Origin of the sequence: Dysgonomonas sp. HDW5A, assembly GCF_011299555.1 — a bacterium.
Lineage (GTDB): Bacteria > Bacteroidota > Bacteroidia > Bacteroidales > Dysgonomonadaceae > Dysgonomonas_A.
In genome coordinates this window covers 1,716,272-1,738,843 of record NZ_CP049857.1, presented here as the reverse complement: position 1 = coordinate 1,738,843, position 22,572 = coordinate 1,716,272, and the positions used below count along the sequence as shown (strand labels likewise).

General features: G+C 36.2%; 20 protein-coding genes and 1 other RNA gene. 2 read left to right on the top strand and 19 right to left on the bottom strand.

Going from position 1 to position 22,572, the window contains the following annotated elements:
* Position 1: 1 nt before the first annotated feature.
* From recG to G7050_RS07165, 10 genes are all read right to left on the bottom strand, one after another.
* Positions 2-2,098, bottom strand: a complete 2,097-nt coding sequence (recG, locus tag G7050_RS07210; protein WP_166113286.1) for an ATP-dependent DNA helicase RecG — start codon at positions 2,096-2,098, stop codon at positions 2-4.
* A 65-nt stretch (positions 2,099-2,163) separates the two neighbouring features.
* Positions 2,164-3,708, bottom strand: coding sequence for a glycosyltransferase family 39 protein (locus tag G7050_RS07205; protein WP_166113283.1), 1,545 nt, complete (start codon positions 3,706-3,708; stop codon positions 2,164-2,166).
* 64 nt (positions 3,709-3,772) lie between these two features.
* A complete protein-coding gene (gene ruvB, locus G7050_RS07200; protein ID WP_166113280.1) occupies positions 3,773-4,792 on the bottom strand; it encodes a Holliday junction branch migration DNA helicase RuvB in 1,020 nt (339 codons plus the stop codon).
* A 42-nt stretch (positions 4,793-4,834) separates the two neighbouring features.
* A complete protein-coding gene (locus tag G7050_RS07195) occupies positions 4,835-7,078 on the bottom strand; it encodes a bifunctional (p)ppGpp synthetase/guanosine-3',5'-bis(diphosphate) 3'-pyrophosphohydrolase (RefSeq protein ID WP_166113277.1) in 2,244 nt (747 codons plus the stop codon).
* 138 nt (positions 7,079-7,216) lie between these two features.
* Positions 7,217-9,286: a LysM peptidoglycan-binding domain-containing protein gene (locus tag G7050_RS07190; RefSeq protein WP_166113273.1), complete on the bottom strand. Its 2,070-nt coding sequence runs from the start codon at positions 9,284-9,286 to the stop codon at positions 7,217-7,219.
* A gap of 104 nt (positions 9,287-9,390) precedes the next feature.
* Positions 9,391-10,101 carry a DUF5683 domain-containing protein gene (locus G7050_RS07185; RefSeq protein ID WP_166113270.1) on the bottom strand — a complete coding sequence of 237 codons (711 nt, stop codon included), beginning with the start codon at positions 10,099-10,101 and terminating at the stop codon, positions 9,391-9,393.
* Between the two features lie 181 nt (positions 10,102-10,282).
* The gene (locus G7050_RS07180) at positions 10,283-11,191 is read right to left on the bottom strand and encodes a ParB/RepB/Spo0J family partition protein (RefSeq protein WP_166113267.1); all 909 of its coding nucleotides are present in this window, start codon (positions 11,189-11,191) and stop codon (positions 10,283-10,285) included.
* Between the two features lie 122 nt (positions 11,192-11,313).
* Positions 11,314-12,078 carry a ParA family protein gene (locus G7050_RS07175; protein ID WP_166113264.1) on the bottom strand — a complete coding sequence of 255 codons (765 nt, stop codon included), beginning with the start codon at positions 12,076-12,078 and terminating at the stop codon, positions 11,314-11,316.
* A gap of 443 nt (positions 12,079-12,521) precedes the next feature.
* A complete protein-coding gene (locus G7050_RS07170; RefSeq protein WP_166113262.1) occupies positions 12,522-12,890 on the bottom strand; it encodes a VOC family protein in 369 nt (122 codons plus the stop codon).
* A 96-nt stretch (positions 12,891-12,986) separates the two neighbouring features.
* On the bottom strand, positions 12,987-13,808 hold the full coding sequence (locus G7050_RS07165) for a helix-turn-helix domain-containing protein (RefSeq protein ID WP_166113259.1): 822 nt from the start codon (positions 13,806-13,808) through the stop codon (positions 12,987-12,989).
* An 842-nt stretch (positions 13,809-14,650) separates the two neighbouring features.
* Between G7050_RS07165 and G7050_RS17980 the strand changes: the two genes are divergently transcribed.
* On the top strand, positions 14,651-15,175 hold the full coding sequence (locus tag G7050_RS17980) for a methylated-DNA--[protein]-cysteine S-methyltransferase (protein WP_166113256.1): 525 nt from the start codon (positions 14,651-14,653) through the stop codon (positions 15,173-15,175).
* 35 nt (positions 15,176-15,210) lie between these two features.
* Here G7050_RS17980 and G7050_RS07155 read toward each other — a convergent pair whose 3' ends face one another.
* From G7050_RS07155 to G7050_RS07135, 5 genes are all read right to left on the bottom strand, one after another.
* A complete protein-coding gene (locus G7050_RS07155) occupies positions 15,211-16,065 on the bottom strand; it encodes an alpha/beta hydrolase (protein WP_166113253.1) in 855 nt (284 codons plus the stop codon).
* A 195-nt stretch (positions 16,066-16,260) separates the two neighbouring features.
* Positions 16,261-17,097 (bottom strand): alpha/beta hydrolase, encoded by an 837-nt coding sequence (locus G7050_RS07150; protein WP_166113250.1) that lies wholly within the window; start codon positions 17,095-17,097, stop codon positions 16,261-16,263.
* Between the two features lie 22 nt (positions 17,098-17,119).
* Positions 17,120-18,100, bottom strand: coding sequence for a glycosyltransferase family 2 protein (locus tag G7050_RS07145; protein WP_166113247.1), 981 nt, complete (start codon positions 18,098-18,100; stop codon positions 17,120-17,122).
* 5 nt (positions 18,101-18,105) lie between these two features.
* The gene (gene ybeY, locus G7050_RS07140; protein WP_166113244.1) at positions 18,106-18,534 is read right to left on the bottom strand and encodes an rRNA maturation RNase YbeY; all 429 of its coding nucleotides are present in this window, start codon (positions 18,532-18,534) and stop codon (positions 18,106-18,108) included.
* A 60-nt stretch (positions 18,535-18,594) separates the two neighbouring features.
* Entirely contained in the window at positions 18,595-19,827 is a 1,233-nt protein-coding gene (locus tag G7050_RS07135; RefSeq protein WP_166113241.1) for a nucleoside recognition domain-containing protein, read from the bottom strand.
* Between the two features lie 208 nt (positions 19,828-20,035).
* On the opposite strand from G7050_RS07135, the gene rnpB reads away from it, so the two are divergent.
* Positions 20,036-20,401: RNase P RNA component class A (gene rnpB, locus G7050_RS07130), an RNA gene on the top strand.
* Positions 20,402-20,468: 67 nt separating this feature from the next.
* Here rnpB and G7050_RS07125 read toward each other — a convergent pair.
* From G7050_RS07125 to G7050_RS07110, 4 genes are all read right to left on the bottom strand, one after another.
* Entirely contained in the window at positions 20,469-21,776 is a 1,308-nt protein-coding gene (locus tag G7050_RS07125; RefSeq protein ID WP_166113238.1) for a lipopolysaccharide assembly protein LapB, read from the bottom strand.
* A 44-nt stretch (positions 21,777-21,820) separates the two neighbouring features.
* Entirely contained in the window at positions 21,821-22,018 is a 198-nt protein-coding gene (locus tag G7050_RS07120) for a hypothetical protein (RefSeq protein WP_166113235.1), read from the bottom strand.
* 83 nt (positions 22,019-22,101) lie between these two features.
* Positions 22,102-22,281, bottom strand: a complete 180-nt coding sequence (locus G7050_RS07115) for a hypothetical protein (RefSeq protein ID WP_166113233.1) — start codon at positions 22,279-22,281, stop codon at positions 22,102-22,104.
* A 68-nt stretch (positions 22,282-22,349) separates the two neighbouring features.
* Positions 22,350-22,532 carry a hypothetical protein gene (locus G7050_RS07110; protein WP_166113230.1) on the bottom strand — a complete coding sequence of 61 codons (183 nt, stop codon included), beginning with the start codon at positions 22,530-22,532 and terminating at the stop codon, positions 22,350-22,352.
* Positions 22,533-22,572: the final 40 nt, after the last annotated feature.

Here is a 22,572-nt window from a genome sequence, read left to right as displayed (position 1 = left end):
ATTAGCTGATCAAGCCCCAATTATACCGATTACCGCCTAATTTACGTAATTGTCTCTTTAGGATCTGGTTTTCAGGCTTCTCAAAAGTAGGATCGCTATCCATAACTTCTTTTGCCACATCACGTGCATATCCCATTATCTGAGAATCTCTCACAATGTCGGCTATCTTCAAATTAAAAGCAATGCCACTCTGTTGTGTTCCCTCGAGGTCGCCGGGACCTCTGAGTTTTAAATCGGCCTCGGCAATTTCGAATCCATCATTGCTTTCAACCATTATATTGATACGCTTACGAGAGTCTGCCGACAACTCATAAGGCGTTATAAGGATACAATACGACTGATCGGCGCCTCTACCTACCCGACCTCTCAACTGATGCAGCTGTGACAGCCCAAAGCGCTGAGCGCTCTCGATAACCATAACCGATGCATTGGGGACATTTACACCCACTTCGATAACCGTAGTGGCTACCATAATTTGAGCTTCGTTTTTTACGAAACGAGCCATCTCGGCATCTTTTTCTGCAGGCTTCATTTTTCCATGTACTTTACAAACTGTGTACTCGGGAAAAATTTCGCAAATATGCTCATACCCTTCTTCGAGGTTTTTCAGATCTATTTTCTCACTTTCTTCGATCAAAGGGTATACAAAATATATTTGACGACCTTCTGAGAGTTGTTTGCGGATCGAATTATATAATGCCCCCCGTCTTTTATCATACTGATGTATGGTTTGTATAGGCTTACGTCCGGGAGGTAACTCGTCAATTACCGACACATCCAGATCACCATACACAGTCATAGCCAATGTACGGGGTATGGGGGTTGCCGTCATTACCAACATATGTGGCGGATTTACATTCTTTGTCCACAATTTTGCTCTTTGAGCCACTCCAAAACGGTGCTGTTCATCGATAACTACCAATCCTAAGTTACCGAATTGAACAGTATCTTCAATCAACGCATGCGTACCGATAAGAATGTGAATATCTCCTGTCAAAAGACGGGAGTGAATTTCTTCACGTTTCTTCTTTTTAGTGGAACCTGTCAGGAGTTCAACATTGATATTTAATCCGAACAGAAATTCCTGAATAGTAGCAAAATGCTGATTAGCCAAAATTTCGGTAGGAGCCATCATAGAAGCTTGAAAGCCATTTCCCATGGCGATCAACATAATCATAAGTGCCACCAATGTTTTTCCACTACCCACATCTCCTTGCAGCAAACGATTCATTTGCTCTCCTGTAGCCATATCCTGACGAATCTCTCTGATAATTCGCTTCTGTGCATTAGTCAATTCGAAAGGAAGATTCTTTTCGTAGAAAGAATTAAAGTAATCACCGACTAAAGAAAATACGAACCCTTTTAATTTAGCCCTTCTATCGGAAGTATATCTTAAAATATTGAGTTGTAAATAGAATAGCTCCTCAAATTTTAAGCGGTACTGTGCATCTCTTAGAATGGAAGGGTTAAGGGGAAAATGGATATTACGTATTGCTTCTTTTAATGGTAATAATTTAGCTGTATCAATAATCGACTGAGGAAGAGTTTCAACCACATGAGGCAGTGCCGAGGGTAATGCACTCATCATTATCTTTTGAATTGCTTTTGAATTCAGATAATGCGTTTTCATCTTCTCTGTAGTATTGTAATACCCAAGCAGATTGGTTTGCTCTACCTTCTCTTCAATATAAGGCTCAATATCAGGATGAGCTATATTGAATTTATTACCAAAAGCGGTTGGTTTTCCAAAAACCAGATAGGTAAGATTTACCTTGTATTTATCGGCTATATAACGTGCTCCTTGAAACCAAACCAGATCAATAAAACCTGTCCCATCGGTAAAATGGGCAACCAATCTTTTATTTCGACCTTCTCCCATTGTTTCAAAAGCCGTTATCCGACCTTTTAGCTGAATATAAGGCATATTGCCATCTACTTCGTGAATATAGTAGATACGGCTCCTGTCAATGTACTTGTAGGGATAATAATGCAACAGATCTTCAACCGAAAAAACATCAATCTCTTTGTTAAGTATTTCTGCTTTCTTAGGTCCAACTCCGGGTAAGTATTTTATGTCTGTATTGGATATATCAGCCATGATGAAACGAGGTCTAGCACTTTTTTAGTTTTGCTGACTAAATTGTACTTCAATCAGCTATATTATTAATTTCTATTCTTTCTCTGCAACTGGTAAACGACATGCCCTTCAATATCTTGTCTGTCGATTATATCGAAGTACTTAACTATTTCAATCGAATCTTCTTCCACTTTCATAAAAGAATCATCGTTATCGATATTCTTTACTACCAAAATTTTGGTATAAGTAGTATCAATATCGTCAAAATCAAAGATAGGAATAGATTTAAAATTTTCTAAATATTTTTTATAGTACTTACCTGTTAATCGTATTCGAATATAATGTTTTGAATCGGGAAAGAATAAAGGTATGGCTGCTATCGAAAAACTTCGAGTATCGGAATACACAAAAGCAGTTTTATCATCGAGTCTTTCCTCTGCAAAATCTACTATTTTTGCTTGTACCCGTTCATTATACTGATTCGTTCTGTATTGCAATGAATAGTGATTGAAAGAAAAATAAGCAAGGATAAGGAACATCAGAAATAGAACGACCTTATTCTGTGTTTTCTTCCAATCGAATGAAGCCAGAAAAATGGCAAAGCCCAGATAAAGTAAACCTAGAATTGGTGTCATATATCGGGTAACAAATACAGGCTTCGATAAAAGAGAATATGTAATTGCAGTAGCTAATGTAAGTACGAAAGCTAAAAACAAGAGGCTAGCGTAAACCCGTTTAACGGACAATTGCTTATCGGTAAAGTTTACCTTTCTTCCGGAAATAACGACATAAACAAATAGAACTACAAAAACAGCAAGCATATAAAATGCAGATGCAAAATGTGAAAGAGGTATTTGAGTTGCAACCAAATCTAATTCTTGAGCAAATGGATAATAGAAATAGATTACAAAATCTTTCAACCGGGGAGCATTAATCCAATACTCGTCCTGAACCTGTGAAACCTGACCGGGTAAATTAATCAGCCAAGGTAAATAGCCGATTACAAATAGAACCGAATAACCGATAAATGGGAGTATTTTATCTCTCTTCTTCAAGACAACAACAAGGAAAAACAACAGATAAATATAGAACACACCCAACAACGCATAGTAATGGGTATATGCTGCCGCAAGAGAAAACAGTGTAAATTTGATTAAATCGGAACGACGAAAGGTTGTATAACTCTGATAAGCATACAAAGCACTCAGAAGGACAAAAAACATTCCAAATGAATACATCCTAATCTCGGAAGCCAAATATTGATTAACGGGCATTAAAATTACCAGCACCAATAAGCTTAAAGCAGTCTTATTTCCAAACTTCTGCCGTATATGGGTACAAGTAAGCAACATGATACCAATCATTGGTAAAGCCGAAAAAATACGCAGGGCTACTACCGAATCACCACAAATGTAGGTATACAGTTTTAGCAGAATATAATAAAGGGGTGGATGTACATCATTGGCAGTTACATGCCATAAATATCCGAAGGATTGGCGTACAAGATTTATTGTATAAGCTTCGTCATACCAAAAAGCCCGATAAAAATCAAGGGATAAAAAGAAAAAAGATCCTATAAGGAATAACCCATACAGGATAATTGTATAACGCTTATTGTCGTCATTTGTCATATCAATCGAAATAAGTTTCTTAGAAATTTAACAATATCTCGAACTTTTAGTTCTTGACAGGAGGTCAAAAAAGAAACCCTTGCTCGGTCTCCTTATGTCTTCCCAGATGTTTATAGGCCAATTCTGTAGCCTCTCTGCCTCGTGGAGTACGTTTCATAAAACCTTCTTTGATAAGAAAAGGTTCATATACTTCCTCTATTGTTCCTCCGTCTTCACCCAAAGCTGTGGCAATAGTGGAGATACCAACCGGACCTCCTTTAAACTTATCTATGATAATCAGCAGTATTTTATTATCGACTTCGTCAAGACCATACTTATCAATATTAAGAGCTTCCAACGAATAATTGGCTATTTCCTTATCAATACTTCCCGATCCTTTTACTTGAGCAAAGTCTCTCACTCTTCTCAAAAGTGCATTCGAAATACGAGGTGTTCCTCTACTGCGTAATGCTATTTCTTTGGCGGCATCATCATCACAAGGCACATCCAATATATTTGCCGAACGTTTGATAATTCCCGTTAAAGTATCATTATCGTAGTATTCCAAGTGCATATTTATCCCGAATCGGGCACGCAGAGGACTTGTCAATAAACCGCTTCGTGTAGTAGCACCAATCAGCGTAAATGGGTTCAATTCGATCTGAACCGAACGTGCACTTGGTCCTTTATCGATCATTATATCAATGCGATAATCTTCCATAGCACTATATAGATATTCTTCTACGATAGGCGAAAGGCGATGTATTTCATCGATAAAAAGGACATCATTTGGTTCTAAAGAGGTGAGCAAGCCGGCTAAATCGCCCGGTTTATCGAGAACAGGTCCCGAGGTTATTTTAAAACCCACTCCCAATTCGTTAGCAATAATATTGGATAATGTAGTCTTACCCAATCCCGGAGGACCGTGCAGTAAGGTATGGTCTAAAGATTCTCCACGCATACGAGCTGCCGCAACGAATACCTTCAAATTATCCACTACTTTATCCTGACCACTAAAGCTATTAAAACTAAGAGGTCTCAAAGCATTTTCAAATTCACGCTCTGTTCCGTCTAATTTCTCGTCATGTATATCGAATGCATCCATTTATTTAATTCATCTTAAAACTTTACAAGGTCTGTTATGACCTTAACTCAATCGGTTCACCGACTGAACTCCTTCTATCTTTAAAATCTGAGAACAGAGTTTCTGTACATCTGTTACGCTATGCACAAAAAGACTGACCTTTCCCTCAAAGATACCATCATTCGATTCAATATTCAAACTTTTGATGTTTACCGAATCTGTAATTATAACTTTGGTTATATCATTCAGCATTCCTACACGGTCGATCCCCCGAATGATTATTGTCGATAAAAACGAGTATTGTGCATATCTACCCCATTCAAGAGTCAGTATTTTATCACCAAAACTAGCTTTTAGCTTCAAGCCTACGGGGCAATTAACTCCATGTACCTGAACTTCATTATTATCTGTAATAAAACCAAAAACTTTATCTCCCGGAATAGGATTACAACACGATGCTATTCTAAAGTTCTTCTTAAAAGAATCTTCTTCCAGAATATATGTTTTCTTCTTATCTATTGTATCCAGATTATCCGTATCCAATTGCTCCAAATCAGCCTCAGCCTTCTTACCTACTCGGAAGGCCTGCTTCATATATCGCATAAATATATTGCTGGAATTATCCTTGTCTTTTTGATTAAAAAGCTTATCGAGATTGGCGGGTAGAACAATTGTTTTGTTTCCTAGTGCATAAAAGAAATCTTCTTTTTTGCTTATTTTATAAAAGTCGAGTAATTTATCGATAGTAGATGTCGAAAGTTCTGTTTCTCCAACAATTTCTTTAAATATAGCTTCTCCTTTTTTAGCAATCTCTTTCTTTTGCTTTTTGAGAGTAGATTCCAGTTTAGTACGGGCTTTGGCACTTGTAATAAAACCAAGCCATTCGGGTTGTGGAGTCTGTGATTTGGATGTCAAAATCTCAACCTGATCACCACTGTTCAGTTTGTGACTAAGCGGAACCAGTTTATGATTTACTTTTGCACCAATACAATGATCTCCTATATTGGTATGTAACTCATAAGCAAAATCCAATGCTGTAGAGCCTTGAGCCATTGTCCTCAAATCTCCTTTGGGAGTAAAGACAAATATTTCCTGAGAAAACAGATTTAATTTGATAGTATCCAAGAAATCTATTGCATTGGGATTGGGATGTTCCAATATCTCAGTAATAGTTTTCAGCCATTTATCAAGCTCATTATCTTCTTCGATTTTACCTTCCTTATATTTCCAGTGAGCAGCAAAGCCTTTTTCTGCAATATCGTCCATTCTACGGCTTCTTATCTGGATTTCTACCCATTCGCCATCAGGCCCCATTACTGTTAGGTGCAGAGCTTGGTAACCGTTTGATTTGGGACGACTCACCCAATCTCTGATACGATCGGGACGAAGCTTGTAAATATCCGTAATCACCGAATATATATCCCAACATCTTTTCTTTTCGTCGACTCCCGGTTCGGAATCGAAAATAATACGAACAGCAAAAATATCGTAGATTTCTTCAAAAGGAACTCCTTTTGATTTCATCTTATTCCAAATAGAATATACTGATTTATCTCTTGCTCTTATTTCATACTTGAAACCCAGTTGATCTAATTTCTGAATAACCGGATCTGCAAAATGTTCGAAGATATCTTTCCTCTTACTGAATGATGACTCTAACTTCGAGACGATTTCATTGTATTCATCGGTATTTTCGTATTTAAAACTGAGTTCTTCCAACTCGGTTTTTATAGCAAAAAGCCCCAATCGGTGAGCGAGTGGAGCATATATGTACATTGTTTCGCCTGCTATTTTGTGGCGTTTGGCAGGAGCCATAGAACCCAATGTTCGCATATTATGGAGACGATCGGCAATCTTTACAAGTATCACTCTGATATCGTCTGCCATTGTAAGCAATAGCTTTCTAAAGTTTTCGGCTTGGGATGATACCTGATCTCCAAACATACCACTCGATATTTTGGTCAGACCATCCACAATTTCGGCTACTTTATCGCCAAAAATCTTTTTAATATCTTCTACCGTATAATCGGTGTCTTCTACCACATCATGAAGCAGTGCTGCACAAATAGATGTAGACCCCAGTCCGATTTCGCTACAAACTATACGCGCCACAGCCAACGGATGCATTATATATGGCTCACCCGATCGACGTCTTGCTCCTTTATGAGCTTCTTTTGCCAGATGAAAAGCTTTCGTTATTATCTCGACTTTTCGTCTATGATTACTTTTAAGATAGTCATCAATAAGAGCGTTAAACTCATTTTCGACCATCAAATCATCGTCCTGCTTTTTAGTATCTTTATCCATAAATTATAGAAAAAGAGTAAAATTAAAAATGAATGCCATAATTTTCAATTAAGGTCTCAGACCTTTTTATTATTTAATCAAGCGTATTACCGATCATTATAATCAATCGAACCAATACTGCATTAAACGTACTGTTAGTTATCTGGGTATCTTTAGTTTCTGACCAATACTCAATTTATCCGAACGAAGATTATTTGCCTTTTTTATGTCTCCCGGTGTTAATTTCCCACCATACAATACGGCAATATGCCCTAAAGTATCTCCTTTTTTAACAACATGAGTCGCAGGTTGTTTTGCCTGTTCTTTCTTGGGTTTAGGTTTAGGCTTTGGCTCTACTTTCTTTTCAACCTTGGTAACTTCTTCTTTTTTTACAGTTACAGTTTTAGTTGAAGATGTACTCATGGGTGTTGTTGATGCCAATGCCTTAGTAGCAGCATTGTTTTGAACCGATGTTTTTACATCAGCAACAACTTCTTCGATAGACTCTTCGGAAATAGATGGTACTTCTTCTGCAACTAGTTTTTCTTTTTCAGCAGGAAGATGTATAACCAATCGTTGCCCTACTTTGGGTACCGATGATTTTAATTTATTCCAAGAAGAAATATCCTTCCTATCCACATTATACTTGGAAGCAATCTGAGTTAAAGTTTCTCCGATACGTACCTTGTGATAAATAGTCTGAACTCTTTGTATATCGCGACTTCTGTTTTCAGTTATTTGTGGTTCGTGAATCTCTGATGTATCAACAGTCGAAGCTTCTTTTACTTTTTCAACAATTGGCTCGGGATCGGGTTCTGCTCCTGCTGCATATTCCTGCAATTTTGAAAAATAGTCAGACAATGAGTTTGAAGAAGATGAACTCTGGGTCGATGCTGCCGAACTTGTATTTTGAGCTAAATTTTGAGTTACCGGTTCGTTCGTTACTTGAGGTGTCTCATTTTCAACAGGTTTTCCTGCTGAAACAGCCAATATCTGACCGGCTCTTAATCGGTTTGATTTAAGCCCGTTCCATCTTTTTATCTGAGCTGAGGAAACTCCATATTTATTGGCAATAGAAGCCAAATTATCACCTCTGCGTACTTTATATCTTGTTGCATTAGTTCCAACAGATGCAGTATATCCACTAGGAGTAACTACTTTTCGGTGAGCTAAAAATTCAGTTGCCTTATAAGAAAATATTGAGTCGCGTTGAAGTTCAAATTCAACCGCATTCATCGAAGGAAGATTCAGGACATATGATTTAAATTCACCCGGAACAATGTCTTTCTTATACTGTGGATTGAGTGTTCTTAATTCGTCAAGAGGAACATTTAATACCTCTGCAACCTGCTGTAGATGGAGTTGTTTATCAACAAGAATAGTATCTGTAGAGTGTGTGTATTTATATTCGAATGGACAAATATTGTGTTCCGAGTAATAGTTCATTACATATGCTGCCGCAATAAATGCAGGCACATATCCTCGGGTTTCTTTCGGAAGATAGGGATAAATCGCCCAATAATCCCTTTGACCTCCGCTCCGTTTAATGGCTTTATTTACATTACCGGGACCGCAATTATATGCTGCAATTACTAAATTCCAATCTCCATAAATATTATGTAAATCCCGCAAATATCGGGCTGCTGCTTCCGTCGATTTTATAGGATCGCGTCGTTCATCAACCAGCGTATTTACTTCAAGATCATACATTTTACCTGTACCAATCATAAATTGCCAAAGTCCGGTTGCTCCCATTCTTGAAGCAATTGTAGGATTGAGGGCTGATTCAATAATAGGCAGATATTTTAATTCGAGTGGTAAACCGTATTTATCTAGTGCTTGTTCAAAAATCGGAAAGTAATAATCTGATTTTCCTAAAAAGTATTCAACACTTCCTCTCATTCGTCCTGTATACATATCGATATATGATCTTACTACAGGATTATATACCAACTCCATTTCGGTAGGTAAACAGTAGAGTCTGTTGATATATACGGAATCAGGATAAGCAACGTCCGTATCAAAGTTTGACTTACAAGAAAGAGAAGGACTCAGATTTTTTTTCCAATCGACTAAAAGTTGATCAAAATTTCTCTCGATATCTTCCGGGATAGTCAGTTCTCTATCTGTTATAGTATCTTTTATAGATAGTCCACTTTTGTGAACCTGCCCATACAGAGTAATACTACCCCCTAAAATAAAACCGGCAATAAAGAGTTTTTTTAGCATAAATCATTATTTTTCGGGACATTAAGATTCGAAACCTGTTTTGTTATTTTGGCAATAAAAAAATTGCATTAAACACTTGCTGTTAAGCAGTTAAGAACAATGACCTAGAATTTAAAACTACATTGAACCCCAAAAGATTTTTGGGCAAAAGGATCAGTTTGCACTTGAGGCTCTACCCTCAAAGACAAATCCGGCGAAATATCAAAATCGAATAAATGAGCATCAACATATGCATCAATCATACACAATCCGTACAGAGCAACGGCTCCAATAATACTTAAATCACGGTATCGACGATAGGAATCTCTATTTCTCTTGAATGAATTTTGATATGTAGTGATCTCAGAATCTGTTATTTGAGAAGGATCTGTTATCCGTCTAACAAATGGACCCCAAATACGAAAATTTGCTTCGCTTCTTGGATCATTACTTTTTATGGCTTTATAGGCTGCAGTATAATCGTTATACATTCGTCCATTCCAAGATATAGCGTACGCAAGTCCCAAAAAACCTCCATATACAATAGGTAGTTTCCAGTATTTTCGATTATAGATCTGACCTAAGCCTGGAAAAATAGCCGAATACAAAACGGCTTTATTAGGATCGGGCTTAAAGGGTATCGAGTTCTTGATAACTTTGTCGGCAGACTTATCTACCATCAGTTTATCATCAACCCAAGCTATAGTATCACTTTTAGTTATATTCTGAGAACGTGGCGAAATTTTAGGAGTCTGTACGCTATCATTAATTTGCCCCAGCACCGGAAATGCCAAGGAATACACAGCTACAATACTTACAAAAAATCTCTTTACCATATATTTTTTAAGAACCCAAGCTTTTCTACTGTTATCGGCAAAAAGTTATCAAAGAATCTGTTTACTTATCAACCGTAATATAAATCAGAAAATATTTAGTGCTATATTCTAAGATTACAACTATCTATTGCCTTATGCTTGTTACTGCTGCAATAAATAATTTTGTAAAAACTTGGTTAGTTTATTTTTTTATTTGGTCAAATTTAGTAATAATTCTTTCCAATTCTTCATCTGAGCTAAAAGCAATTGTTATTTTTCCTTTACCCTTGTCATTGCACGATAATTGTACTTTCGCTTCGAAAAACTTCGACAAGTGTTTTTTCAAAATATCAAATTCTTCAGGAGTGGCTTTGTTTATATTACCCTTCTTAGCTAAATTGACTACTTCTTTCTCCTGAATAATCTCTTCCAGAGTATCTCCTTTATTGATTGCCCGAACATATTCTTCGACTTTCCGAACCGAAAGGTCTTCATTTAATATAAGCTTATACACCTCGAGCTGTACTTCGGGATTCTCGATAGTTACCAAAGTACGTGCATGAGCCATATCTATTCTTTTATCTCTGATAGCTACTTGAATTTCAGCAGGAAGCTTCAATAATCGCAGATAATTTGCAATGGTAGTTCTCTTCTTACCTATTCTCTCGCTCAGCTGTTCCTGAGTCAGATTGTATGTTTCAATCAGATTCTGATAAGCCAGAGCAACCTCTATGGAGTTAAGGTCTTCTCTTTGTATATTTTCGATTAACGCCATTTCCATGACGTTTTCATCATCTGCAGTTTTTATATAGGCAGGTATCGATTTTAACTGAGCGATCATCGATGCTCTGTATCTGCGCTCTCCTGCTATGATCTGATAATTTTCATCATCGATCTTACGCAGAGTAATCGGCTGAATAACGCCCAACTGTTTAATAGAGACAGCCAGCTCACGCAAGGCTTCTTCATCAAAAACATGACGGGGTTGATCAGGATTTGGCTGAATCTGTGACAATGGAACTTCATTTATAGACGAAGATCCTTCAGTCCTCACATCATCCATTGTAATGAGAGCATCTAACCCTCTTCCTAAAGCAGGTCTTTTTGCCATAAATAATTATTCTTTTTTACGGTTAAGGTCACAGACCTATTTATTACTTCGACGAGTATATATACAACTGACAGTTAAATCAATTATTGTATACACTACTTTCTTTTACTTAAATAGCAAAGTTAAGAATTTTTTTCGATAAGCTCTTTTGCCAGCTGCATGTGGTTTACTGTACCACGTGAGGCTGCATCATAAGCCAATACCGGTTGGGCAAAACTTTGAGATTCGCTCAACTTCACATTTCGTTGAATTACGGTTGTAAAAACGAGCTCCTGGAAATGTTTCTTTACCTCTTCGTATATCTGATTTGCCAAACGAAGACGTGCATCATACATCGTAAGCAGGAATCCTTCTATCTCTAGTGAAGGATTAAGCTTCGATTTGATAATCTTGATTGTATTCAAAAGTTTACTGATACCTTCCAAAGCAAAATACTCACATTGAACAGGTATAATTACCGAATCGGCAGCAGTAAGCGAGTTTACGGTAATCAGACCCAAAGATGGAGAACAGTCAATCAGAATGTAATCATAATCAGCCTTCTTAGCTTGAAGCACTGCAGCCAAACGTTTTTCACGATTTTCGATATTCAGCATTTCGAGCTCTGCTCCAACCAGATTAATATGCGATGGAATGATATCCAAACGTTCATATGCCGTTGGCACAATTGCCTGATCGGCAGTAGCCTCACCTATAAGACATTCGTAAATTGTAGTTTTTATATGTTTAATATCGAGTCCTAAGCCGGAAGAAGCATTCGCCTGCGGATCTGCATCCACAACCAATACTTTCTTTTCCAAGGCAGCCAATGAGGCTGCAAGGTTTATTGTGGTAGTAGTTTTTCCAACCCCTCCCTTTTGATTTGCCAGAGCAATTATTTTACCCATGATTCGTTAGTTATTTCTTTATTTCGGCTACAAAGAAACAAATAAATTATAGCAGTATTAAGATTGAGCTGTTAAACACTAAGCGAATTGTTGATAACTCGCTCTTTTTGTTAATAACATCTATAAATTATTCAACAAAAAGCATTTATACACCTAAAAACAGTTTTATATTCGTTTAACACTATTTTGGGTATAAACATTTTAATAGAAAGTAAAAGTTTTTTTCATATAAAGCGATCCTACCTTTTGTTGCTATTACCAATAAAAGGTTTGTGGAAAATTTAGATAGACTTCAGGTAACAGCAAGTGTTTAATGTCGTATTTTAAAGTTATGATTACCCGTGGAGCAATTAATAAATAATGAATAAGTAAAAAAGAAGTTGTTTATTATCAACTGAATGACTATATTCAACTGTCTACCAAATGATTAAAATTTCATCTGCTTATTGTGCTGAATGAAGTCCTAGCTTATTTCCTTCTGTATCCATGAACAGTGCAAAAAATCCCATTTCAGGACTGATTTGGGTTTTCTGTACAATGATTTGCCCTCCATTTTCGCTTACCTTTTCGAGCATTGGTTGTAGGTCATTTCCTGCATTCAGATAAAGAACTGCTCCATCACTTGTCGGTTTGTAATCATCGCCTTTGACTAAAACTACATTTACGGTTTCTCCGTCACTAGGCAAAACACCCATTTGTGTTCCGTCCATGTCAACTTCTTCGATTGTAATGCCTAAGAGCGTTTGATAAAAATGAACTGCTCTTGAAAAGTCTGTTGTTGGAATTTCTACTATTGAAATTAAATTACGCATAATTTTTTATCTTTTATTATTTTAGTTAATTATATTGATTAGAAATTGCAAAGATAAAATAACGTAAATCTTCGAAATTGTAAAAATGCGACAGCTTTAATCTTTTTGGTAGAAAAGGGATGACAGCACATTTTGTCTGTCTTCTAAAAACTCTTTAGGATTGGTTCCAGTAAATTCTTTAAAGTCTTTGATAAAGTGGGCCTGGTCGTAATATTCGTTTTCGTAAGCGATTTGAGTGAGTGTTTCGGTTTTGTGGTTGAGTAACATTTTCAGGGCAGTTTGCAATCGGATTACTTTTCCTAATTGTTTGGGGCTGATTCCGATTTGCTTCATAAAATTTCTTTCCAATTGTCTGCGTTTGGATAAATTTTCTTTTAGGATTGTACTGATCGATGAATTTCCATTGGTTAAGAAAAGTGTATCAATAGTTGATTTTACAATATTGTCGATTGTGGTTTTCTCGTTGATTTTGTTCAATAAAAAAGTTTCGACAATCTTAATTCTTTGTTGCGTGTCGCTTGCGTGAATGATGTTTTGTTCCAACTCGTTTGCTTTTGTTACTTCAAAAAGCTCAGTGATCGGGGTTTCCTTATTTGCAAGATTTTTGATAGGCGTTTTTACAAAATTTGCAAAACCATAAGGATAGAAACGAACAGCAAAAGTATTTACATAGCCTGTTGGTTGAATGTAAAAAGGGTCGATGATCTGACCAAGAACCATTGCACGAGGTTGAAGGATAAATTCACATTCGGAAGTAAAACGTCTAATATCGTCTCCAAGAATAAAAGCCATTTCCAAACAGCCGTCGGGTACAATTCGTTGTTTGTCTGCGTTGTTGTCTGCAGGAACTTCCAACGTCCAGTAACATTTAACTAATGATTTAAGGACATTGCTTGGTTCAAATGTTTTGTACTGCATTTTTGCTAAAGGTTTTGGTTGAAATTATTCACATCGGGAAGCGGCTATTTCTTCTTTGTTTCTGATCATAGCAAATGCCAGATGAATTTTTAGTTTTAATCAAAATTACAATATGAATTAACCCGTGGTGCATTAATAAATAATGAATAAGTGAAAAAGAAGTTATTCATTATCAACTGAATGACTATATTTAATTGTCTACCAAACGATTAAATATATCAACAACTACACTCGAAATTACGAAAAAATATTGGAAACATTACAATGAGTAGAAACAGGAATGAATTTTCTGAATCAAAAACGTAAACCAAGCGTATCCGATATTGAGCTAATCATCATTGACTTGACATCTGAGTTCATGGGCATTGATTCGGAGCGAGATTTGTTTAGAAAGCCTCCGCTTACTTTAATCTCAAAGATATAGCGTAGTGCTTATAATCGCAGAAAAACAGGTTTGTTTTATTATTGAGGACAACTTGGTAAACAAATAGCATCACAGATTATCTCTTCTAATTATTATATTGTGGACAGCATGTCTTTTGAGGTTTGTAAATTAAGTAGAAGCTCTCGCTGTACTATATTTGTAAACAAGACTATGAAAATCCTTTGATAGATTCAAAAATAGAATATTATCTAAGATTATGGTCCTGACAGCTATACAACTGATAAATAAATTAAATGATCGAAATATAAACAACTTAAAAATCCGAATCGCTTAAATGCACCACGGGTTATAACTATCAATCGTTGTTATACTTGAATGAACAATAAACAAGCGTGAGGCCTTAACTATAACCAAAATAAATTATCTTTAAACCTTTTAGATAACTAAGTGATACAAAATGAGTATAAGTCAAGCCTATATAGAAACCCCTTTGGGTGAAATGATTGCATGTGCGACAAATAAGGGTATCTGCCTTTTAGAGTTTAATGATAGAAAAAAATTGGATGGGCAGTTTCAAAAACTGGCGAAAGATTTAAACTCAGATATTATAGAACAGGAGTGCAAACATTTTGATCTTCTTAAAAAAGAATTAGAAGCTTATTTCAAGAGTGAACTGAAAGTATTTACCGTACCTCTCGATCTTGTAGGAACAGAATTTCAGAAAAAGGTATGGCAAGCATTACTAACTATTCCTTATGGAAAAACGGTGAGTTATATGCAACAATCGGAATCTATGGGAAGTCCTTTAAGCATAAGAGCTGTTGCCAATGCAAACGGCATGAATAAAATTGCTATAATAGTTCCCTGCCATCGGGTTATAGGCACCAATGGAAAATTGACAGGATATGCCGGTGGATTGGAGCGAAAACAATTCTTATTAAATTTAGAAAAAGGCATCACAGAGAAAAACCTTTTCTCGTGACACCTTTACTATAATCTGTTTAATATTTATCTTGTTTAAAACGACAATGTTTTTAACCACGAACTAAGCAAAGAAAGCATTTCTTTGTGATATTCGAAATTATCTCTCATTCCCCAACCGTGACCTCCCGAAGGGAAAATATACATTGTTGCAGGGATTTTATTGTCTTTTAAAGCACTATAATAAGTTAGTGAATTCTTCGGTGGAACCGCCGTATCATCGTCGCTTAATAACAATATTGCAGGAGGGGTAAATTCATTTACTTGCCTTTCATTCGAATAATACATGATTTCTGATGCCGAAGGTGTTTCGCCAAGCAGATTATTACGTGAACCTTCGTGAGTAAAATCACCCATTGTAATCACGGGATAAAATAAGATCGAAAAATCAGGTCTCAATTCCTTTGAGGAAAAATGGGTGGATGCTGTGGCAGCGAGATGCCCTCCTGCCGAAAAGCCGGCAACTCCGATTTTATCGTTAGAAATCTTCCATTCCGAAGCTTTAGACCGAACATAGGTTATGGCTTGGTTGAAATCTTCTAATGGAACTTGTTTCACTTTGTTAGGCATACGGTATTTCAAAACTATACCTGCAATTCCTTGCGATTGCAACCACTTTGCAAAATCATGTCCTTCGTGATCTATAGCTAGTCGGGCATATCCGCCACCCGGACAAATAATAACTGCTATTCCTTTATTTACGGCAGAATCGGGTAAATAAGCAGTTAATTCGGGAGTAGTCACATTAGAGATTCGTCCGTCTTCATTTAATTCGGTTTCTGATAATCCGTTACTGGTTGGAGGAGTATTCTCCCAAAGCTTTACTACTTTTTGTGCATCCATACTAATGACTGATAAGAAAAATAAAAATACAAGAAAAAGGTTTTTCATAAGAGTATTGTATTTTAGGTCAGCGACCTACTTATTATTAAAATCAAGGTCTGCGACCCTTCGTTATATTTAAGTAAAGAATAAAATTTATTGGTATATTTTATAGTTATAACAATCTATATTTGTTATACATTCCAAAGCAATAAAAAGGTCTGTGACCTTAAAACCATAGAGAATATTCCGCCTTACTTAAAATTACTGATCAAAGACGGTTGTATCCAACCACATTTTGAGTAAAGATAAGGATTGATCGTAATATTTAAACGATTCGATCATTCCCCAGCCATGTTCTCCTTCAGGAAATACATAAAGAGTAGCAGGAATTCCGTTTCTCTTCAATGCATTATAATACATAGTACTGTGAACTGATGGGACAGAATGATCGTTATCACTTACAAAAATAATAGTCGGAGGTGTGTTGGCCGTCACCTGCCTATCGGCTGAAAAAGAATAAATTTCGGTTGAAGAAGGATCTTTTCCAAGCAAATTTGTACGGGTTCCTCCCTTAGTTACTTCTTCAAATGATATTACAGGATAAAAAAGAATCGTAAAGTTGGGATGTGTATATAATCCTTCTCTTGAATAACGATTCGATAAAATTGCAGCTAAATGCCCTCCTGCCGAAAATCCTGAAACCCCTACTTTGTCGGGATTTATATTCCATCGTTCTGCATTGGCACGAATGATTCGCATAGATTCTTCTGCATCATCAAAAGGAATTTCCTTATGTTGATTCGGTAATCTGTACTTCAAAACAATACCGGCGATACCTTGAGAGGCTAGCCACTGAGCAAAAGCATGTCCTTCGTACTTCATACTGACACCTGCATAACCACCTCCGGGGCAAATGAGTACAGCCGGCGTTTTTTGATCACCTTTTTCAGAGGGTAAATATATAAACAGTTCAGCTTCATCGTCTAGATTATATGTTGTAGGCGGGTCGACACTGCCCCAAACTTTTATTACATCTTGCGAATAAAAATATTCACCTGATATTATTAGTAGAAAAATTAAAGAGATAATTTTTTTCATTAATCTGTTTTTCAATAAAACACTACATTCTAGAACTAGCAGAAGCTCGTTGCTTCATATAAATATAAAGAAGATTTAGCTTCAAGTCTAGTTTTATAAATTTACTTGTTAGATAAAGTTTCAAATTTCCTTTTAAGTCATCGTATACAAGTCGATCAAATTTTGGAGAACGATTATTGAGCTTATTATTATTTTTATATATGTTTTTCACAAGCCTAGCCCTACGGGCGAATGTTTCTCCTCTTAATTTCAAATATCCTCTTAATTCAAAGAAATCAAGCCTTTGAGTTAATGCTTCTAAATAATATAGATTGCGTTCAATTAGCATGTCTAAGCGAACATTCATTATACTCCCCTGACGCTCTACGTAGAAATAAAGAATTTCAGAAGTTATTGCTATCTTATTTGCTCTATCGTAAACATAATGTATTATGGCCTCATCTTCATTTAATTTCCCGACAGGAAATCGGAGATCCTCCCAAATGGCTCGCGAATATAATTTATTCCAAACAACGATCTTACCCACAGCGAATTCCTTAGAATACAGCTTGTGTAAATACTCACAACCAGAGTATTGCTGTATGTTTAAAGGGATATTTTGTGAAAATGTAAAATCTACATCAGATTCTTTAACCTCCAAAAAATTACACATGGATATATCTGAAGAAGTATTCTTCAATAAAGAATATAAGTTGTAGATAAAATCAGGACCGACATAATCGTCGCTGTCTATAAAGCTTATAAAACTTCCCCGAGCATTATCCAAACCTAAATTACGAGCACTTGCTATTCCAAAGTTCACCTGACTAAAAACAGTAATCCTATTATCACGTTTTTTATATTCCTCACAAATCGACAGGGAATTATCAGTACTTCCATCATTTATCAGAAACACTTCGATATTTTGATACGACTGATTAATAATGCTATCAAGACATTTGGGAAGATATTTCTCAACATTATAAACGGGAACTATTATACTTATTAATTCTTGATTGTTCATTCATGTTACAATATAATATTTCCCAAAAGAGATAAAGCCTTATTCTCGCACTCGGTCATATATTCTCTTTCTCCCGGCCCCTTGTCGTTTATTCCGCAAAGATGAAGTATTCCATGAATTATGATTCGATGAAGCTCTTCCAGATAGTCAGTATTAAACTCTTTAGCATTACTTTCGACAGTGTCCAAACTGATAAATATATCTCCGGATATTATATTTTCATCGGTATAATCGAATGTTATAATATCAGTATAATAATCGTGTTGCAGATATGCTTTATTTATTTCCAGAATTTTTTCATCTGAACAAAAGATATAAGAAACATCTCCTACTTTTTTGTCATAAGATGCTGCTACATCTTTGATCCACTTAGTTACTTCCCTCTTCTTTATCAAGGGGGCTTTCACTCCTTCGTTTTGATATATTATTGCCATATTTCGAATAAGGTCAGAGACCTATTTTATGATAAGTAAATTATACTACACTTGTACAGATTATGAGAAAAAGATATACGCCACCCAAATCGCTGTTATAACCCCGACCAAATCGGCTAAAAGAGCATAAGGAACGGTATATCTGCTATTTTTTATATTGACACTACCGTAATAAACAGCTACTACAAAGAAAGTAGTGTCGGTAGACCCTTGAAAAATACATGCCAACCGACCTGCGAATGAGTCTGCTCCAAAAACAGCCATAGTATCGGCCATCATACCTCTGGCACCACTTCCACTGAGGGGCTTCATGAGTGCAGTAGGCATTGCATCTACCCATTTGGCATCAAAGCCTGAGAAAGCGACAAAGGATTTCAATCCATCAACTAAAAAGTCCATTGCTCCTGAAGCTCTGAACATACCTACAGCTACTAATATAGCGATTAAATAGGGAATAATCCGTACAGCTGTCGAAAAGCCATCTTTGGCTCCTTCGATAAAAGAATCGTATACATTGACTTTTTTTCGAACTCCGCTTAGAATGAAAAATATAATGATACTAAAAAGTATTATACTGGCAACCAAACTTGATATTTGCTGGGCTTTTTCGGGTCCCATATTACTGAAAGCCCAAATAACTGCACCTATAAGCAATGCAACGCCTCCAAATGTACCGAGAATAACTTTATCGAAAATATTAATCTTTTGTTTGACACAAACCGCCAATACACCGATCATTGTTGAGATAAAAGTCGCAATCATAATGGGCACAAAAATATCTGCCGGATTAGCGGCTCCCATTTGTGCACGAATAGTCATGACCGATACAGGAATCAGCGTTAATCCCGATGCATTCATAACCAAAAACATAATCATGGGGTTAGATGCTTTGCTCTTATCGGGGTTAATTTCCTGCAATTCTTTCATCGCTTGTAAACCTGCAGGAGTGGCAGCATTATCGAGCCCCAGAATATTAGCCGAAATATTCAATAAAATCGAACCACCTGCGGGATGATTCTTCGGTATATCGGGAAAAAGCCGACTAAACAGAGGATTAATAGCTCTTGAAAAAAGTTGTATTACCCCACCCTGTTCACCGATCTTCATCAGTCCCATCCATAGCGTAAGAACTCCGGTTAAACCGATGGATATTTCGAATCCCGACCGAGCCGAGGCAAAAGTCGAATTTACTGTTGCATTGAATGTTTCGAAATCACCAAAGAAGATAAGGCGACTTAATGCGACAACAAAAGCAACCAGAAAGAAGGCTATCCAAATATAATTAAGTACCATATAGAGTTCAGGAAAAATATTGTCAAAGTTAAGACTATTTGCCAAAACCCATCATTTTTCAAAACCAAAAACAATTTTAAAATAGTAGAATGGCTTGTTAGCTTGATCGGTATAACAGCTGTAGTCATTCATTACACCTATAAAATATATCATTACATACTTTTATGTACTTAATAGGTGTAAATTGTATTACCTTTGCAGTCGAAATACAGCAGATCGGTTTGTCGCTGGCTATCTTGCAAAAGATGGAAAGAGGAAAGTCCGGGCAACACAGAGCATCATACTTCCTAACGGGAAGCTGTTCGCGAGGGCAGAGTAAGGTAACAGAAAATAACCGCTTCGATTTATCGGAGTAAGGGTGAAAAGGTGAGGTAAGAGCTCACCGGTCCTTGTAGCAATACCGGGAGCCGTACTACTTATGAGTTGCAAGACCATGTATACCGACGCATGTAGGGCTGCTCGCCCGATGTCGGGGGGTAGGTCGCTAGAGCCTGTTGGCAACAGCAGGAGTAGACAAATGACAAGCACTTCGTTTTACGAGGCACAGAACCCGGCTTACAGATCGGCTGTATTTTATTTATCAACCTCACTACTTTTTGCTCTCTATTCTGTACCATCTACTGTCGGAAAGCAATTTACATTCAATCGTCTTCGAGCATTGATTTTATTTCAGCTTCTATTTTCGGGTATTTTTCACCCATAGAAAACAATAATGCTTTGATTTCATCGTACCTCTCAGCACATTCTCTTATTTCGGCTTTCCCTCTTTTATTATCATTCCAAACAAAGAAAATAAATACTAGTATAATACAGATAATAACTCCTCCCACTACAAGAAAGAAAACAACATCAGATTTAAGCTCTTGAACTTCACGATCTTTTTTTGCTAAATGGAAACTCTTGTCGACCTCTAACAAGGCCGGAACATTTTTTTCTTTTTCAATTTCTTCATTAGTTACTCTCTCCAGATCGCTATATTCTAATGCTTTTTTATAGTCACCTAATTGTCGGTAATAATCTGCTAAGGCAGCATACATTTTTTTGATAGTATAATTATATGTTACTTCAGACAGATTTGCTGTTACTAAAACGGCATATTCTTTGGCGGACTGTAGATCTTGTCTTTTATTATAAATTTTAAGTAGCTGGAGATTGATTTGCCTTGTTTGTTCGTTACTCGTAATATCCATAGCCAGTGCAGATTTGAAATATTCAATTGCCTTTTCGTCCTCTCCCTTTCCAAAGCTAACTAATCCTAGATTCTGATAAAGTTGGCTTTCTTCTAATTTATTACCTGTTTGTTTAGCAAGGTCTAAACCTTTTTGAAAGTATACATAAGCACTATCTAACTTATTATTACCTTCAAATGCTAATCCTATATTAGTAAGCACTTGTATTCTATTCTTGTCTACATTTTCAATTTTGTCATAATGCTCTAATGCCTTTTTATAATTAACAATAGCACTATCTAAAAGCATCCGTCCAAAATAAATATACCCGATGTTATTAAAACTCTTGGCTGCTAATAAATGATCCTTTGATTTGTCAGCTGCCTCAGCACCGTACATAAAAGATCCTAAGGATTGAGGCAGCTTATTATTTACATAAAATACCCACCCTGCGTAGTAATTAGCTAAAGCTGAGTTTTTATAATCCTTTGTGTCATTAAAATAGTTTTGAGCCTCAAATATCAATGTATCTGATGTTATATCAGCTTTCGTTTCCTTTTTTGCCCCTACATAGGTTACTATATATTGCATATAACTGACCTTGTCCATCTTCTCAGGGTTTTGAATGGATGCTAATAAATTAAGGGTAATTTCAGGCTTACCAATAACCAAGTTATTTTCAGCTTGTTTAAGTAATTTTTCTTGCGAGTTATCTTTTTGACATGAGAACAATAATGTTCCTGTCACCATTAAAAATAAATATTTAAGTAGTAGTTTCATTAATGGGAGTTTGATGTGTAAAGATTCCATTGGTGCCTGTTAGACTATTCTTCTGCCTTTAATATAATATCAGAAGCAAGAATCTCTTCACTATTTGAGGGTGTTGGGGTAGACTTCACTATAGAATTAGCATCCTGCATCCCACCGCCAGTACCTCCGCCGACACCCATTTCATCCTTTTCGCAGGAAGTAAATAACAATGTCGTACAGCTAATTGCAATCAGTAAAAATTTAGTTTTCATTATTTATTGTATTGTATGTGTGTGAAAATTGAAGTAATTAGATTATTAATCTTATTGAATTTGGTTTACAAAAAAAGGTTAAGCTATTCGTCAGTCTTTAAAATACTATCAGGAGCAGGAATCTCTACACTACCTGTGGGTGTTGGGGTAGACTTCACTATAGAATTAGCATCCTGCATCCCACCACCAGCACCTTCTCCAACACCCATTTCCTCCTTTTCACAAGAAGTAAATAACAATGTCGTACAGCTAATTGCAATCATTAAAAATTTAGTTTTCATTATTTTATTGTATTGTATGTGTGTGAAAAATTCAGATTACAAGGCTAATTTTAATTAATAGATTTCTCTTTAATATCAAAACTAACATCTACATGGTCATCATTAATCGTAGATACAGAGTTGTTTACTGATTTGAAGGAATTCGCCATTACACCACTACCCGTCTCTCCTTTTCCACAGGAGGAAAACAACAATGGAGTAAAGATCCTAATTACCGTCAAAAAGTTTCTCATTGTATTGTTTATTACATTTATTCGCAAAAATATGATAATT